This is a genomic window from Saccharopolyspora sp. NPDC049426 (genome assembly GCF_040676935.1).
Classification (GTDB): domain Bacteria; phylum Actinomycetota; class Actinomycetes; order Mycobacteriales; family Pseudonocardiaceae; genus Saccharopolyspora.
The window spans coordinates 162,630-178,712 of record NZ_JBFAPZ010000013.1; the positions used below are offsets into that span (position 1 = coordinate 162,630).

Annotated in this window: 13 protein-coding genes, 1 tRNA gene and 2 pseudogenes; 8 read left to right on the forward strand and 8 right to left on the reverse strand. The window is 70.3% G+C overall.

The genetic code is table 11. The annotated features are described in order from the left end of the window. From AB0J78_RS26405 to AB0J78_RS26415, 3 genes and pseudogenes are all read right to left on the reverse strand, one after another. Positions 1 to 391, reverse strand: a pseudogene (locus tag AB0J78_RS26405) (hypothetical protein); the annotation flags it as partial. Positions 392 to 555: 164 nt separating this feature from the next. Beyond that, positions 556 to 1,368, reverse strand: coding sequence for an SLATT domain-containing protein (locus AB0J78_RS26410; RefSeq protein WP_363793493.1), 813 nt, complete (start codon positions 1,366 to 1,368; stop codon positions 556 to 558). A 330-nt stretch (positions 1,369 to 1,698) separates the two neighbouring features. Then, positions 1,699 to 2,520: a M23 family metallopeptidase gene (locus AB0J78_RS26415; RefSeq protein WP_363793495.1), complete on the reverse strand. Its 822-nt coding sequence runs from the start codon at positions 2,518 to 2,520 to the stop codon at positions 1,699 to 1,701. 229 nt (positions 2,521 to 2,749) lie between these two features. Here AB0J78_RS26415 and AB0J78_RS26420 point away from each other — a divergent pair, with 229 nt between their 5' ends. The 3 genes from AB0J78_RS26420 to AB0J78_RS26430 all read left to right on the forward strand — a co-directional run bounded on the left by AB0J78_RS26420 (position 2,750) and on the right by AB0J78_RS26430 (position 6,567). Then, positions 2,750 to 3,904 (forward strand): PLP-dependent transferase, encoded by a 1,155-nt coding sequence (locus AB0J78_RS26420; protein WP_363793497.1) that lies wholly within the window; start codon positions 2,750 to 2,752, stop codon positions 3,902 to 3,904. A 78-nt stretch (positions 3,905 to 3,982) separates the two neighbouring features. Further along, positions 3,983 to 5,275 (forward strand): DUF1266 domain-containing protein, encoded by a 1,293-nt coding sequence (locus AB0J78_RS26425; protein ID WP_363793499.1) that lies wholly within the window; start codon positions 3,983 to 3,985, stop codon positions 5,273 to 5,275. A gap of 182 nt (positions 5,276 to 5,457) precedes the next feature. Further along, a complete protein-coding gene (locus AB0J78_RS26430) occupies positions 5,458 to 6,567 on the forward strand; it encodes a DUF2637 domain-containing protein (protein WP_363793501.1) in 1,110 nt (369 codons plus the stop codon). A gap of 10 nt (positions 6,568 to 6,577) precedes the next feature. On the opposite strand, the pseudogene AB0J78_RS26435 reads toward AB0J78_RS26430, so the two are convergent. From AB0J78_RS26435 to AB0J78_RS26455, 5 genes and pseudogenes are all read right to left on the reverse strand, one after another. Next, a pseudogene (locus AB0J78_RS26435) lies at positions 6,578 to 7,661 on the reverse strand (FAD-dependent oxidoreductase). Between the two features lie 104 nt (positions 7,662 to 7,765). Continuing rightward, on the reverse strand, positions 7,766 to 8,392 hold the full coding sequence (locus tag AB0J78_RS26440) for a helix-turn-helix domain-containing protein (RefSeq protein ID WP_363793502.1): 627 nt from the start codon (positions 8,390 to 8,392) through the stop codon (positions 7,766 to 7,768). A gap of 30 nt (positions 8,393 to 8,422) precedes the next feature. Beyond that, on the reverse strand, positions 8,423 to 9,379 hold the full coding sequence (locus tag AB0J78_RS26445; protein ID WP_363793576.1) for a threo-3-hydroxy-L-aspartate ammonia-lyase: 957 nt from the start codon (positions 9,377 to 9,379) through the stop codon (positions 8,423 to 8,425). Positions 9,380 to 9,751: 372 nt separating this feature from the next. Then, positions 9,752 to 10,390: a LysE family translocator gene (locus tag AB0J78_RS26450; RefSeq protein WP_363793504.1), complete on the reverse strand. Its 639-nt coding sequence runs from the start codon at positions 10,388 to 10,390 to the stop codon at positions 9,752 to 9,754. Between the two features lie 71 nt (positions 10,391 to 10,461). Then, a tRNA-Thr gene (locus tag AB0J78_RS26455) sits at positions 10,462 to 10,538 on the reverse strand. Positions 10,539 to 10,713: 175 nt separating this feature from the next. On the opposite strand from AB0J78_RS26455, the gene AB0J78_RS26460 reads away from it, so the two are divergent. The 5 genes from AB0J78_RS26460 (at position 10,714) to AB0J78_RS26480 (ending at position 16,034) form a co-directional block, all read left to right on the forward strand. After that, positions 10,714 to 12,138, forward strand: a complete 1,425-nt coding sequence (locus AB0J78_RS26460) for an FGGY family carbohydrate kinase (protein WP_363793506.1) — start codon at positions 10,714 to 10,716, stop codon at positions 12,136 to 12,138. Next, positions 12,135 to 13,031: a hypothetical protein gene (locus AB0J78_RS26465; protein ID WP_363793508.1), complete on the forward strand. Its 897-nt coding sequence runs from the start codon at positions 12,135 to 12,137 to the stop codon at positions 13,029 to 13,031. The genes AB0J78_RS26460 and AB0J78_RS26465 overlap by 4 nt, the downstream gene beginning before the upstream one ends. 68 nt (positions 13,032 to 13,099) lie before the next feature. After that, on the forward strand, positions 13,100 to 14,476 hold the full coding sequence (locus tag AB0J78_RS26470) for a sugar porter family MFS transporter (RefSeq protein ID WP_363793510.1): 1,377 nt from the start codon (positions 13,100 to 13,102) through the stop codon (positions 14,474 to 14,476). Beyond that, positions 14,473 to 15,060, forward strand: a complete 588-nt coding sequence (locus AB0J78_RS26475; RefSeq protein ID WP_363793512.1) for an AAA family ATPase — start codon at positions 14,473 to 14,475, stop codon at positions 15,058 to 15,060. Before AB0J78_RS26470 ends, AB0J78_RS26475 begins: the two co-directional genes overlap by 4 nt. Beyond that, positions 15,009 to 16,034: a LacI family DNA-binding transcriptional regulator gene (locus AB0J78_RS26480; RefSeq protein WP_363793515.1), complete on the forward strand. Its 1,026-nt coding sequence runs from the start codon at positions 15,009 to 15,011 to the stop codon at positions 16,032 to 16,034. The genes AB0J78_RS26475 and AB0J78_RS26480 overlap by 52 nt, the downstream gene beginning before the upstream one ends. Positions 16,035 to 16,083: the final 49 nt, after the last annotated feature.

The window sequence follows — 16,083 nt, forward strand, 5'->3', positions numbered from 1 at the left end:
CGCCCGCGGGCAGCGTGGAACCGACCGGAAGCGGGGCCTCGTCGAGCGCGGAGGCCGGGTTGAGGTTGTGGGTGTGACCGGTGCTGGCGTTCTGCACCGTCTCGACGACCGGCTTGAGCAGGCCCGCGGCGGGGGTGCCGCCGACGACCTGGCTGACCGGGTCGCCGGAGCGGCCGGTGAGGTGCTCTTCGAGCGGAACCACGTCACCGACGGTCTTCTGCGCCGAGGCGAGGGTTCCGGCGGCGTGGAACGCGGTGTTCGCCGCGCCGTTGTCGGTGGGCAGCGATGCCGGCAGCTGCGGGGTCTCGGCAGCTGTGGCCGTGGCTGCGAAGCCGACGGCGCCGGCGCCACCGACCAGTACGGCGGCCGCCGCGGTAAAGGTGCGCTTCATCGCAATGCTCCTCTCTGCACAGGCCGAGTCCTGTGCGCCCGGCGGAGATTACGGAAGAACGACCTGACACTATTCAGCGATCACGCCAGTAGGAAATATCAACAACCGGTGATCGCCTTGCGCGGCATTCTTTTCACGATCGAGGGATGGCCCACCGATCTTGATTACTGCATGAGCCCGTCGTTGACTCCCGACGGCAATCGCCGAGCCCGTTCGGCGCGCAAAGCCTCGACGGCTTCGGCGAATTCGGCGTACGCCTCGCGCTCGGAACCGAATCGGCGGTAGCGCCCCACTCGCAGTTCCACGGACTCGTACTCGCGCTCCAGCGCGTCGGCCGTCTCCTGCCAGGAGGCGGCGCGGTCGCGGTGCTTGGTGTAGCCCGCGTACGCCGCGGAGACCGCCACCAGCAGGCTCAGCCCGATGGCGAACCAGCGGAGCTCCGGAACCGCGGCCGCGATCGCCGTCGCCGTGGCGGCGACGATCGATCCGCCGATGACGACGGCCTGCAGCGCGCTGTCCTTCCAGCGGTCGCTGCGCGCCTCGTGCCGGTAGCGCTCGATCAGCTCCGGCAGCTGCGCCCGGTAGCGCCGGTGCGCGTCTAGCAGGTCGCCGGTCCCCAGTTCGTCCAACAGCATGTCGCGGTGCGCGCCTTCGAGCGCGCGCAGGTCGGTGTCCACCGCGCGAACCTTAAAGTGCTGCCGGTAGACGTAGACCGCCGCCACGCCCGCGGACGCGGTGGCGATCACGAACGTCACCGCGGCGGGCACCACCGAGGTCGATAACGCCAGCAGCGTTGCCCCCACCGCGGCGAGCAGCAGGTTTCCCGGGACGGCCCACACGAGCAGCAACCGCTGCACGATGCGCTCCCGGTAGAGCTCCTCGGAGCGCTGGGCGATTCGACGCTCCCAGTCCCCCTGCCGGCGGTCCTCGGCGAGCACCCCACCGCCGACGATCCCGGCCGTATCCACTCGCTCCATCACATGTCCTTCCAGCGCGTTAGTGCGATCGAAGTAGCTCCCGGAGTTCCACGACAATCGGCCAGGAGGGTGACTCTCGACTAGCCCTTTGGGTCCATCATCGATTGCGCCGAGTGATCACCGCTGGCCTCGAACGCCGCGAACCTCGCAATACCCGGCAGTGATAACAGTGAGTGGCGCGATGCCGGAGAGTGCTGGGCGGTTCCGGGTCAGGACACTGTGGCAGCGCCGCCGGATCACCGTTCAACCGGGTGGCAGAACGGTGATCCGGCGGCGCGCCGATGCGATGGAGCTACTTCACCAGGGTTAACGCGCTGGACGCTCGCGTTCCTATTCCGCGGGCCAATGGGTCAGCAACCGCGGCTCCCCGTAGAACGAGACGGGGTCGACCGCTTGCCCTTTGATCTCGATCTGGAAGTGCAGGTGCGGTCCGGTGGATTGACCTCGGTTGCCCATGGCGGCGATGAGATCACCGGATTGAACCTTTCGGCCCACCGGCACGTAGGCCGAATCGATGTGGCCGTAGGTGGAAACGGTGTCGTTTGGATGCGCGATCCGGATCCACAGCCCGTAGCCGCTGGCAGGACCGGAATCGATGACCGTGCCCGCGGAGGCGGCCCTGATGGGGGTGCCGACGTCGTTGGCGATGTCGACGCCCTTGTGCATCTCGCCCCACCGCATCTCGAACCCGCTGCTGATCACGCCGCGCGTGGGGGCCAGCCAGGGGTCGGGTCGGGGAGCTGGTGGTCCGGATTCGATCGGGGGGACGGCCGCGGTGTGCGCGACCTCGCGCACGGCCGGGATATTCCGCTCGGGGTGGGCATCCTGCACAGCGACCGTCGCTGCGGTTATTCCACCGGCGCAGAGTCCGGCGGTGATCAGGAAACCAAGAACATCATTGAGTACGGGTCTTCTTCGCAATGCCATTGTGTTTTCACTCCTGGCGCCATCGGCGCCCTGCGCCTCCGGCTCGGTGAATCCTGTTGGCATACGCCGGACGAATTCATCCGGCGTCGGGGCAGCCCGGAAAAGATTGAAGCGGAGCGAGGCATTCAGCGCATTCCCGAATAACCGTTCTCCGGAGCCCGACTTGTGTTCATCGACAATGGGTGGACCGGTCCGCGCATCCACCACAAGAATCGATTCGAGCACCCAGGGTCCACTGTGGTCGCGATTACCGGTGAACGGTGCGACGCCCGTCCCGCTCGGTTCGGGGAGGGGCCACGCAGGGTGCACGGCGGTGAAGGAATTTCCGGTTCAGCGCCCGGAACGCCTTACCACCCAACCGAGAGTCACCCGATCAGGTCAAACCCGGTGGGCTTTCCGGCGCGTCGACGCGTTCCTAGGCTGACGAGCAGGTCGCGCACGGGAGGGGTCGAGCATGGACGAGGACCGCATCGAGACGCTGGCGGTGCACGGCGGAGAACGCCGGCCAGGCCCCGAAGGATCGGTGGTGTACCCGATCTACCAGGGCACGGTGTACTCGGTGCCGAGCGGAACCGACTACCACGACCTGCGCTACATCCGGTTGAACTCGACCCCGTCGCAGTCCTACCTGCACGACAAGCTCGCCGCCCTGGAGGGCGCCGAAGCGGGGCTGGCCACCGCGTCCGGGATGGCCGCGATCTCCACCGCGCTGCACAGCGTCTTGCGCAGCGGCGACCACCTGCTCGTCGGCGACTGCCTCTACGGCGGCACGCACGACTTCCTCACCCACCACGCAGCCGACTTCGGCTGGAGCTACACCTTCATCGACCCGCAGCGCCCCGACACCTGGGAGGCCGCGCGCACCCCGCGGACCAAGGCGGTGCTGGTCGAGAGCATCACGAACCCGCTGGTCCGGGTCGGCAGGCTGCCCGAGATCGCGGCGTTCGCGCGGGCGAACGGGCTGATCAGCCTGATCGACAACACCTTCGCCACACCGGTGAACTTCCGCCCGCTGACCGTCGGTTTCGACCTGGTGCTGCACAGCGCGACGAAGTACCTCAACGGGCACTCCGACATCGTGGCCGGCGCGATCGTCGGAGGCACCGAGCACGTCGAGCGCGCCCGCACCACCGCCAACCACTTCGGCGGCAGCCTCGACCCGCACGCCGGGTTCCTGCTGGCCAGGGGCCTGAAAACGCTGGCGCTGCGCGTGCGCGCGCAGAACGAGAACGCGCTGCGGCTGGCCGAGCTCCTCGCAGCGCGGCCCGAGATCGAGCAGGTCAACCACCCAGGTCTGGACTCCCACCCCGACCACGCGCGCGCCGCGGAGCTGTTCGACGGCTTCGGCGGAATGCTCAGCATCCGCCCGACGGGCGGGGTCGCGGCGGCGCAGAAGCTCATCGACGCCCTTCGGCTGCCGTTCGACGCGCCCAGCCTCGGCGGGGTGGAATCGCTGATCACGCGACCGGCCGCCACCTCCCACGCGGGCATGAGCCCGCAGGACCGCCTCGCCCTGGGAGTCACCGACGACCTGATCCGCATCAGCGTCGGCGTGGAAGCCCCCGAAGACCTCATCGACGACTTCGAACGAGCCCTCGCGGCGTCGTGAAAGATCGCGTGATCAGCCCCGTTGGCAAGTTGTCGCAGATGGCGGCTTCGCCCGATGGCGCTGAGTAAGTTCGTGCCCGTGACTCCTCCGCTCGGCGGGGCTTCTGGCCCGTACTACACCGTGGGTGAGGTCGACGACCACGACGAGATCGTCCCGATCATCCCCAAGGACCAACCGTTCGTTCCGCCGACCGCAGTCGAAAGAGCGCTCTGCTCAGCCATCCTCGACGAAGATCCCTGGTCCTACCTGTGCGTGGTGGCCGCGACCGGCGTGTACCACCCGGTGGCGCTGGTGCACGCGCACAGCAACCCGGCGAAGCGGCAGATGGTGACCTCGACGCTGGGCGACGGGCGCATCGCGACCTTCGTCTACACCCAGGACATGCTGCCGCGGCCGCATCCCTACCTGGTGTACGAGTTCGTCTCGCTGCGCGCGCTGTCGGAGATCATCCCGGACGAGGTCGACGTGCTGGCGGTCAACGCGAACACCCCGTGCGAGCTGTACCTGGAGGTCACCGACGAGGAGCGGGAGCGCTGGCAGGCCGCCTACGAGCGCTTCGGCGCACCGGGTTTCAGCGGCAACCGGCTGGTGACCCGGTTGAGCGGGGGCGCGGAGCCGACCGAGCTGCTGCACGGCCTGGCCTGCGGCGCGCACCTGTGCTTCCTCAACGGCGAGGCGTGGAACAACCTGGACTGGCACGGGCTCGGCTACAGCGGCGAGGTGGAGCGGCTGTCCGAGGGCTGGGGCGTGAAGGTGCGCCAGGACTGGATCAACCTGCAGAACCGGCTGCTCAACTGCGATGTCAGCACCTCGGACTGGGATTTCGTGCTGGGCGCGCGGAACTTCCTGGTCAGCACCGAGGGCCCGCAGGTGGATCCGCAGCGGTGGCGGGAGTGCGTGGACGCCACGATCCGCAACAACATCGCGGCCAACGTCCCGGGCGCGTCGGCCGAGCGCGGCGGGAGCCCGGAGGTCGACTCCTACGCGGACTTCCTGTGCGGGCTGGTCGGCAAGATCATCCGGTACGAGGCGCGGTTCCGCGCCGACGAGCTGCTGCCGCCGAGCGGCCACGTGCGCACGGTCGCCGCCTGGGACCTGGGCAGGGCGTCGAAGATGGCCCGCTGGGGGCGCGGTGCCCGGTACGCCACGCAGGCCGAGATGTACGAGGCGCTGGACCTGGTCGGGCAGGAGGTGCGGTCCCGCTACTCGTCGTGGGCGGAGTTCTCGGTCGGCTACGTCCTGGGCCGTTGCCTGCACTTCGACGACGAGGCGTTCGGCGCCACCTACACCGACGTGCTGGAGGCGCACCGCGCGCTGCTGACCGAGCACGGCAGCCCGTGGCTCACGGTCCCGTTCCGGACCGAGAGGTGAGCTCCGGATCACTCCAGTTCTTCGCAACTGCGATCTGATCGCTCTGAACTGGGGTGTTCGTGGTCTTGGCGAGAAGTCGCCAATAACAATGCATGCCGAGCGCTCTGGTGTTGTCACCTGATCGAGTGGTGTTTGTCTACCATCAGCGGGTCCCGCGATGACCCGGCTGCATTGGACCGACGTTGAGCGAGCAACCGAGTACGAGATCCGGCCACGGGCTCTGGCTTTCCCGCGCCGCCCTGGGGTTCGTCGCCCTCGCCGCGCTCATGGGCTGGGGTGCGAGCTTCGTCGGCCTGCACGCCTACGGCCAAGACCAGATGGTCGGCTTCAGCTACTGGACCGCCTGGCTGATCCCGGCGACCTTCGACGGCGCCGCCTTCGGCGCCACGCTGATCACCTACCGCGCCTCGATCTACGGCCGCAGCGCCGTGCGCGGCCGGCTCCTGATGTGGACCTTCACGGCGATCTCGTCGTGGATCAACTGGATCCACCAGCTCACCCCGGAAGCGCGCATCGTCGCCGCCGGTCTGCCGGTCGCCGCCGTCGCGGTCTTCGACGTCGTGCTCGCCGAGCTGCGCGCGGACTTCGAGGAACGCCACGGCAAGCGCCGCCTGCGTCTGCGCCCGGGACTGCTCGTGCTGCGCTGGCTGGTCGACCGCGACGGCACCTCCGGGGCCTTCCGCCGCCAGGTCACCGACATCCCGGTCTCGGAGATCGCCGGTCTCGGCAAGCAGGACGAGGCCATGCGGCCCGCGGCGATCGCCTCCACCTCCCCGGAACCAGCACCGGTTCCGGCCGAGCGCGCGCCCGCTCCGCCTCGACCGACCCAGGAGCTCCCGCCGCAGGCCGCCGAGACCCGCCCGGAACCCGCCGCGCGCGAACCCGCCGCGCGCGAACCCGTCGTGCGCGAGTCCGTCGTCCGCGACGTCGGGCCCCCGCCCGAGGAGCGCGAAACCACCGCAGCGGAACCGGAGACGGCCGAGCGCGACGACGAGTTCGACGAAAATCGCTCGGAGGACACCACTTCCACCGAGTCGCACGAGCGACCGCACCTCTCGGAGCAGACCCTCACGCTGCCACCGGTTCCCGCGGACCCGCTCAGCGACGAGGACAAGCGGACCTTCGCGCGCCGCGACTACCGGCTCTCGCTGGAGATCGGCGAGCCGATCACCGGCGCCCAGCTCGGCAACCGCTACGGCTTCTCGGAACGCTGGGGACGCCGTCAGATCGCCGCGGTCCGGGTCGAGATGGAGCAGGACGAAGAGGCCCGCGACCTCGTCGCGGTCCACTGAGCGGCGGCGCTCACGCCCCCGCGGTGAGCGCCTCCACCAGCGCCTTGCGGTGCTGCCGGGTCTGCTTGGGCATGTTCCAGCCCAGAACGCCGACGGCCCGGCCACCGCGGTGGTGCAGCTCGACGAAACGCCGCTCGGCGCGGTCGCCTTCCACCACGGTCACCTCGTCATCGGGCGAGAGCACCCCGTGGACGTGGATCTTCGCGTCGAACTGGTCTGTCCAGAAGTACGGGACCGGCCGGTACGCGCGGTCCCCGCCGAGGATGTTGTCGGCGACGGCCATCGCCTGCTCGCTCGCGTTGGTCCGGTTCTCCAACCGGATGACCCCGAACTCCGGGTGGTCCCACCGGGCCACGTCACCGACGGCGTAGATCCCGTCGGCCGCGCGGCACCGGGAGTCGCAGACCACCCCGCGGTCGAGGCTCAGCCCGCTGCCCTCCAGCCAGCCGGTCACCGGATCAGCGCCGATGGCCACCACCACGACGTCCGCGGGCAGCACCTCGTCGCCGGCCAACCGGACCCCGCTGACCTGACCGCCGTCGCCGACCAGGCCGTCGACGGCGGCACCCAGCCGCAGCCGGACGCCCTGATCGCTGTGCAGCGCTCCCAGCGCGGCGGCGGCTCCCGGGCCGAGCTGGGCCGCCATCGGCGCGGCGAGCGGGCCGGTCAGCGTCACGTCCAGCCCCATCCCGCTCGCGGTCGCGGCGATCTCGCTGCCGAGCACGCCCTCCCCGACCACGACCAGCCGCTTCGCGGCCAGCAGGTCGGCGCGCAACGCGACGCTGTCGTCCAGCGTGCGCAGCACGTGCACCCCGGCGAGCCCGTCCTGACCGGGCAGCCTGCGCGGGCGGACTCCGGTGGCGACCACGACCGAATCCGCTCGCAGCTCGCGTCCGGACTCGGTGCGCACGGTGCGCGCGGCGACGTCCAGCGCCACGGCCGGATCACCCAGCACGAACTCCGCGTCGAGCTTTTCCAACACCTCGGGGCTGCGCAGGCTGGTCCGTTCGGCCTCCCACTGCCCTGCCAGCACCTGCTTGGACAGCGGCGGCCGGTCGTAGGGGGGGGTGGGATTCAGCGCCCAGCACCGTCATCGATCCGTCGAAACCCTTGCGCCGCAAGGCGTCCGCGGTGGTCAACCCGGCTGCCGCAGCACCCACGACGAGAACTTCGCTCACGTTCGGTGTCCTCTTCCGGCTCACTCGGTGACGGGCGCCAGCCAGAGGCCGGTGAGCGCGTCGATCACATTCTGGGCGGTTTCTTCCCAGGTCAGCCGGGCCGAACCCTCGGCGAGGGCACGTTCCTGCTCGGCCATCATGTGCACCAGCACGTGCCGGGTCATGTCGTTGCGCACGATCTTGGCGCGCAGTGGGAGGTCCGGCTGGCAGTTGTTGAGACCGTCCATCACGCGCATGAGCGTCGGCCCGGACAACGCCTCGGCGACGACGAGTTCGCGCAGCGCCGGGTCGCTCATCAGCTGGGCCGAGAAGCGCGCGAGCGTCGAGCCGCGCAGCGAGGCGTGGTGCTCGACCGAGGGCAGCACCAGGCAGGTCAGCCAGTCGCGCACGTCGCGGGAGTCGCCGATCTCACCGAGCAGCCGCTCGCGGTTGGCCTCGACGGGTTCTGCGTGCCTGCGCACGATGGCGCGCAGCAGGTCGGCCTTGGTCCCGAAGTGGTAGCCCACGGCGGCGTTGTTACCCTGACCTGCGGCTTCGCTGATCTGCCTGTTGGACACGGCGAAGACGCCCTGCTCGGCGAAGAGCCGTTCAGCGACGTCGAGGATGCGCTCCTTGGTGGCACTTGCCCGGGAGGTCGCGGCACTCATGCGCGCCAGCTTAAGTCACGTGACTGATTATTAGCTACCCAGCAGATCCGCATAGCGCTCCAGGTCGACGTTGCCGCCACTGATGATCACACCGATCCGCTTGCCCTCGAACTCCGGCGCGGCGGCTCGGGCGGCGGCGAACCCGAGGCACCCGGTGGGCTCGACGACGATCTTCAGGTAGGTCGCGAACAGCTTCATCGCCTCGACGAGCTGGTCATCGCTCGCGGTCAGGATGTCGTCGACGTCCCGCCGGATGATCTCGAAGGTGTGCGCGCCGAGGTGCTGCGTCTGCGCGCCGTCGGCGATGGTCCGGGGCGTGTCGATGTGCACGATCTCCCCGCTGCGCAACGACCGGAGCCCGTCGTCGCCGGCCTCCGGCTCGACCCCGTGCAACCGGCACCCGGGAGACGAAGCCCTGGTGGCCAAGGCCGTCCCGGACAGCAGCCCACCTCCGCCGAGCGGCACGAACAACGCGTCGAGGTCCCCGACGTCCTCGAAGAGCTCCTTGGCCGCGGTCCCCTGCCCGGCGATCACGTCCGGGTGGTCGTAGGGCGGGATGAGCGTCAGCCCCTGCTCGCGGGCCAGGGCGCCCCCGATCTCCTCGCGGTCCTCGGAGTAGCGGTCGTAGCGCACGATCTTGCCGCCATAACCGCTGGTGGCGGCCACCTTCGAGGCCGGAGCGTCATGCGGCATCACGATCGTCGCGGGCACCCCCAGCAGCTGAGCGGCCAACGAGATCGCCTGGGCGTGGTTCCCGGACGAGTAGGTCACCACGCCGGCCCGCCGCTGCTCCTCGGACAGCTTCGACACGGCGTTGAAGGCCCCGCGGAACTTGAAAGCCCCCATCCGCTGGAAGTTCTCGGCCTTGAAGAAGACCTCGGCCCCGAGCTGCTCATCGATCAACCGGGACCGCAGCACGGGAGTCCGGTGGGCGACCCCCTCCAACCGCTCCGCGGCGGCGACGACGTCCTCGAACCCCACGACCATCCCGACCTCCACGGTTGCCACCCCGAGCCCTCCCGGGCACCGGGCGTCACACGATAGCCGCTCGTCCACCAGATGCGGATCCGTCGACCGCACCGCACCCGCGATGCGCGCACCCGAGGAGAAATCTCGTTCCGTGCGAACAACCTTCGGCGTGGCCGCTGCGTCGTACGGACGAAGACCGTCGCGGCCCCGGCTTTTCACCGGCGGTTGTCTCGACGCCGCCGGCACGACCACGCCGCAGGCCGTCGAGGCCCGCTCGGCGAAGGCGGCGGCGAGGGGGTCCAGAACCTCGGGATCGAGCAGCCGCAGGTCCCACAACAGCGAAGACCGCAGGTCACTGGGGGTGACCTGCGGTCTTCTGCCGCTTCGGGATCAGCTGGGGCGGCTGGTGGCCATCTTGACGGCGAAGAAGCCCAGCAGGGTGCCGGAGGCGACGCGCTGCGCGCGGAGCACGCGGGGGTGTCGGGCCAGGTACCCGGCGAGCGCGGCGGCGGTGAGCACGATGAGGCCGTTGACGGTCACGGCGACGACGATCTGCGCCATGCCGAGCTGGAGGAACTGCCACCACGTCGCACCGAGCGCGGGATCGACGAACTGCGGGATCAGCGCGGTGTACAGCAGCGCGATCTTGGGGTTCAGGAGGTTCGTCAGCAGGCCCGTGCCGAACAGACGAGCAGGCGAGTGCGGCACCAGATCGCGCAGTTCGAACGGCGACGCACCGCCGGGGCGCAGGATCTGCCACGCCATCCACGCGAGGTAGGCGGCGCCCAGCAGCTTCACCACGTGGTAGGCCTCCGGCACCGCCACGAACAGCGCCGACAGACCCGCAGCGGCGGCGACCAGGTAGACGAGGAACCCCAGCCCCACCCCGGCCAAGGAAACGAGCCCGGCGCGCCGTCCCTGCGAGGTCGCACGCGATGCGAGGTAGACCATGTTGGGACCGGGAGTCAGCACCATGCCCAACTCCACGATCACGACACCGAGCAACGAGGCGAGCGGCACGAATTCCACCCGCCGAACCTACCGGAGGGGCGAAACGAAACCGGCCACCTCCCGATTTCTCGGAAAGTGGCCGGTCGCGGTGGAGCCGCCTGGGGGAATCGAACCCCCGACCTACGCATTACGAGTGCGTCGCTCTGGCCGACTGAGCTAAGGCGGCAGTGCGCGGACAAGTGTAGCTGGCCTGATCCGGAGCTCAGCGGGACCCCCCGGGCTCGGATTTGACATCGATGTCCGAACTGTATCGAAAAAGCTTTGACATCGATGTCCAGCACCCTGTTCAGTGGCCTCCGAGAGCGGCGGAGCGGCCGCGCGACCAGCGAGGAGGTGCCGGGGTGGGCTTCGCGACGACCGAGGCGGTCGTGGGCGTCGACGTGGGAAGCACCGAGATCAAGGCGCTCGTCGCCGATCTGAGCGGTGTGACGCTGAGCGTCCAACGAACGGCCACCGACTGGCACCGATGCGCGGGCGGCGGCAGCGAACTGCCCGTCGACGTGCTCCTCGATCGCGTGCTGTCCGCGCTGTCAGGAGCCGTGCGGGTGGCCGAGGAATCCGCGCGGCGGCTGACCGTCGTCGGAGTCGCCGTCACCGGCATGGCCGAGTCCGGCGTGCTGCTCGACCGCGGCGGAGACCCGCTGCACCCCGTCATCGCGTGGTTCGACCAGCGCGGTGCCGAGGAGCTGGCGCTGCTCCCCGACGAGCTCGTCGACACCTTCAGCGGGCGCACCGGTCTGCCGCTGAGCCCGCTGTGCTCGTTCGCGAAGCTGAACTGGCTTTCCGCGCGCGAGATTTCGCCACGCCTCGCCGAGAAGTGGCTCAACGTACCGGAACTCGTCGCGTCGGCGCTGGGCGGCGAGGCCGTCACCGAACCCTCGCTGGCCTCCCGGACCGGGCTGCTCGACCAGGGCGCGCGCGGACCGTGGGAACCGGCGTTCCAGCAGCTCGGCCTGCGGACCTCCGCGCTCCCGCCGCTGACCACCGCGGGCACCCCGATCGGCCGGGTCGACCACCCGGGCGTCCCGGACGCGGTCCGGGGAGCGGTGCTCACCGTCGCCGGGCACGACCACCCGGTCGCCTCGGTCGCCAGCGGCGTCTGGCACGGGGAGCACCTCTTCGACTCCTGCGGCACCTCCGAGGCGCTGCTGCGCGTCGTGTCCGCTCCGCTGCGCGACGACCAGCGCCGACGGCTCACGGCGAACGGCGTCGCGCAGGGCGCGCACGTGCTGCCGGACCGCTGGATCCTGCTCGGCGGCACCCGCGGCGGGCTGCTGCTGGACCGGGTCCTCGCGCTGCTGGGACGCCAGGACCAGCGGGCGCGTGCGGAGCTCGACGAGCAGGCCGTCGCGAGTCCCGGCTCGACGGGCTCGGTCGTGATCAGCGGTGCGCACGCGCGCAGCGAGCACGTCTCGGTCCAGCTCGTCGGATCCGACGTCACGCCCCTGACGACCTGGTCGGCGGCCCTGGGCCACGCGATGGCCGAGACGGACGCGGTGATCGAGCTGATGTCCGCCGAGGCCGGGCCGCACGAGCACGTCACCGCCGCAGGCGGGTGGACCCGGATGCGCAGCTTCCGCGCGGCCAAGCAGCGCAGCCTGCCCGCCGTCGAGTACGCGCGAGTCGACCAGCCCAGCGCCTACGGCGCCGCCCTCTTCGCCGCGCAGGCCGCCCGGCTCGCCGCAGGCGAGACCGGGGTGTCCGCAGTGGACATCGCCCGCGAATTCACCGGAAACACCCTCACAACCACAGGAGTTCAGCTGTGACCCTCGCCGACATCGCGCGATCCGACGGCACCTTCGCCATCGTGGCCCTCGACCAGCGCAACACCCTGCGCCGCATGTTCACCGCCGCCGACCAGCCGGTCGACGACGACGTGCTGCGCACCTTCAAGGGAGACGTCATCGCCGGGCTCTCCCCGAGCGCCAGCGGCCTGCTCGTCGACCCCGACTTCGGCGTTCCCGCAGCGATCGCGGACGGCAACCTCGCCCCCGGCGCCGGGCTGGCCGTGGCCGCGGAACCGTCCGAGCGCGGCAAGTTCGGCGACGAACCGCTCACCCGCCGCGAACCCGCGCAGAACGCCGCGTGGGTGCGCGACATGGGCGGCCACGCGGTGAAGTTCCTCGTCCAGCTGCGCGCCGACCGGGACCGCTCGCTCGGCGGGCGGGACGTGTCCGCCGAGGCGCTGGACGCCACCGCGCAGGTCGTCGCCGACTGCCGCGCGGACGGGGTGCCCTCCGTGGTGGAGAACCTGATCTACCGGCTGCCAGGCGAAACCGAGCTCACCCCCGAGGCCCGCGCCGACGCGATCATCGAGGCCGCCCGCGCGCTCAACGACCTCAAGCCCGACCTGCTGAAGCTGGAGTACCCGGGCTCGGCCGAGGCCTGCCGCCGGATCGCCGAAGCGGTCACCGTGCCGTGGGTCGTGCTCTCCGCCGGTGTCGGGTTCGAGGAGTTCCAGGAGGTGCTGCGCATCTCGTGCGACGAGGGCGGCGCCTCGGGATTCATCGCGGGCCGCGCGTTCTGGAAGGACGCGGTGGCGTTGGAGCCGTCCGAGCGGCGCCCCTTCCTCTCCGACACCGCCAGGCGCCGGCTGGACGCCTGCGCGTCCGTCATCGACGGCAGGGCCACGCCCTGGACCGCGATCGCCGACGACTGAGCCGCTCCCGAAAACCCTCAGGAACAGGAACTTCACCGGCAACGAAGCCGGAGAGATGAGGTCCGACCGTGGTCTCCACACCGGTCACCCCACCCACCCCCGCCCCCGCGAGACGAGCCGTCGTCGGCGCGACCGCGGTCGCCGCGCTCGGCGGCCTGCTGTTCGGCTACGACACCGGTGTCATCTCCGCAGCGCTGCTCTACATCGCCCCGGCGTTCCAGCTCTCCGAGATGTGGCAGCAGATCGTCGTGGCGTCGCTGCTCGTCGGTGCGATCGTCGGCGTCGCGGTCGGCGGCATCGTCGCGGACAACCTCGGCCGCCGCCGGACGCTGTCGATCACCAGCCTGGTCTTCACCGTCGGCGCGGTGATCTCGGCGGTGGCGCCGAACCTGCCGACGCTGCTGGGTTCTCGATTGCTGCTCGGCTTCGCGATCGGCACCGCCTCGTTGTCGGTGCCCGCCTACATCGCGGAGATCGCACCACCGGAGAGCCGCGGGCGGCTGGTCTCGATCAACCAGATCATGATCAGCTCCGGCATCCTGTTCTCCTACCTGGCCGGTTTTCTGCTCGCGGAGGCCGCGGCCTGGCGGTGGATGCTGGGGCTGGCGGCCGTGCCGTCGCTGCTGATGTTCGTCGGTCTGCTGAGGCTGCCGGAGAGCCCGCGCTGGCTGGTCTCCCGAGGCCGCCTGGACGACGCGAGAGCCGTGCTCCGCAAGGTGGTCGGCGCCGACCGCGTCGAGTCGGAGCTGACCGCGCTGTCCTCAGCGGTGACCGCCGAGCGGAACGTGACCTACCGCGACGTGCTCCGGCCCTCGCTGCGACCCGCGATCTACCTCGGCATCGGGGTGGCCGCGGTGAACCAGCTGGTCGGCGTCAACGCGATCACCTACTACGCGCCGACGCTGCTGACCAAGGCCGGCTTCGGTGAATCGGCGGCGATCCTGTCGTCGGTGGGCATCGGCGTCGCCAACGTCGCGTTCACGCTGGTCGGCCTGCTGCTGATCGACCGGGTCGGGCGGCGCCCGCTGCTGCTGGTCGGACTCGGCGGCGTGGTGGTGTCGCTGGTCGTCATCGGACTGCTCTACGCCGTCACCGACCTCAGCGGCATCTGGGCCGTGGCGCTGGTGGCCTTCCTGATCATCTACGAGGCGATGTTCTCCGCCAGCATCGGTCTGGCGATGTGGCTGATCAACAGCGAGATCTTCCCGACCGCGCTGCGCGGCAAGGCGGGCAGCTTCGGGATGTTCACGCACTGGGGCCTGAACCTGATCATCTCGCTGACGGTGCTGAGCGCGTTCGAGGCGTTCACCCCCAGCGGCCTGTTCTGGCTCTACGCGGCCTTCGGCCTGATCGGCTTCTTCTACCTGAAGAAGTACCTGCCGGAGACCCGCAACCGCACGCTGGAAGAGGTCGAGGAGATCCTGCGGGCGAGGGCGCGGAAGTGACACCGGTCGCGCTCCTGATCTCCGGTGAGCCGGCCAGCGGCAAGACCACGTTGGGCGCAGCGGCGGCCGAGCGGTACTCGGCCGCCCTGCTCGACCTCGACGTGATCACCGGCCCGCTCACCGAGCGGTTCGGCGCCCGCCTGGACGACCCGGAGGTGCGGGAAGCCCGCTACGCGGCGCTCCTCGACACCGCCGTGGACACGCTGCGGGTCGGCACCTCGGCGGTGCTCGTCGCCCCGTTCACCGCCGAGCGCACCGACCCGGGCAGGTGGTCCGCCGTCGCCGGGCGGCTCCGCGCGGCAGGTGCCGAACCGCTGCTGGTGTGGGTGGACTGCCCGCCGGAACTGATCCTGGCCAGGATGCGCGAGCGGGCCGCCTCGCGCGATTCCGCCAAGCTGAACGATCCGGCGAAACTGCTGGCCACGCGGCCGATCGAGCCGGTCGCGCAGCACGTTAGAGTCGATGCGACAACTCCGATGGCCGAACAACTCGCCGAGCTCGACCGGCACTGCCCGAGCGGAAGGGAGCAGGCGTGCGCACAGGCAACGCCACGCTCTACGACGTGGCCGCTGCGGCCGGAGTGAGCCCGAAGACCGTCTCCCGCGTGATCAACGGAGCCGCCGGGGTCTCCGAGGCCACCCGCCAACAGGTGCAGACCGCCATCGACGAGCTCAACTACCGGCCGAACTTCCATGCCCGCTCGCTGCGCGTCGGACGCGACGAAGCCATCGGCGTGGTGCTGGAATCGCTGTCCGACCCGTTCTTCGCCACGATGGCCAGCGTCATCGAGGAGCACGCCCTGCAACGCGGCCACGTCGTGCTGGCCTCCAGCGTCGGTGGCGACCCGGAGCGGGAGCACAAGCTCGTGCAGAGCCTGCTCCAGCGCCAAGTCTCCGGCCTGATCATGGTTCCGGTCAGCGGTGACCAGAGCTACCTGCGGGCGGCGGCCGGGCAGACCCCGGTGGTGTTCGTCGATCGCCCCGCCCGATCCGCCGACGGGCTCGGCGCCACCGTGCTGGGCGACGACTTCGGTGCCGCGCAGGCCGCGACCAAGCACCTGCTGCACTCGGGTCACACCGAGATCGCGCTGATCGGGGACCGGCCCGACGTCTACACCACCGCCGAGCGGGTTCGCGGATATCGCAGCGCCATGGAGGAATCCCGCGTCGGAGTGCGCGAAGACCTCGTCAAGACCGGCATTTCCAGCGCGACGGAAGCGCGCAGCGCGCTGGACGAGCTGCTGCGCTCGGAGCACCCGCCGACCGCGGTGTTCTCCTCCAACGCTCGCTGCTCCCTCGGCGTCGTGCCCGCGCTGCACGCTCGCGGGCGGACCGACATCGCGTTCGTCAGCTTCGGCGACTTCCCGATGGCCGACTCGCTCTACCCGGCGGTCACGGTCGTCGACCAGGACCCGGCCGCGGTCGCCCGGACCGCGACCGAGGAGCTGTTCAAGCAGATCGACGGATCGGCGGCCACCGAGGCTCCGCTGTCCCTGCCGTTGCGGCTGGTCCCGCGGGGTTCCGGCGAGATCCCGCTCGCCGCCGTCAGCCGGGTGTGACTCAGGCGTCACCGAACGCTGCTGTGATCGTTGATACATCCACCGAGGC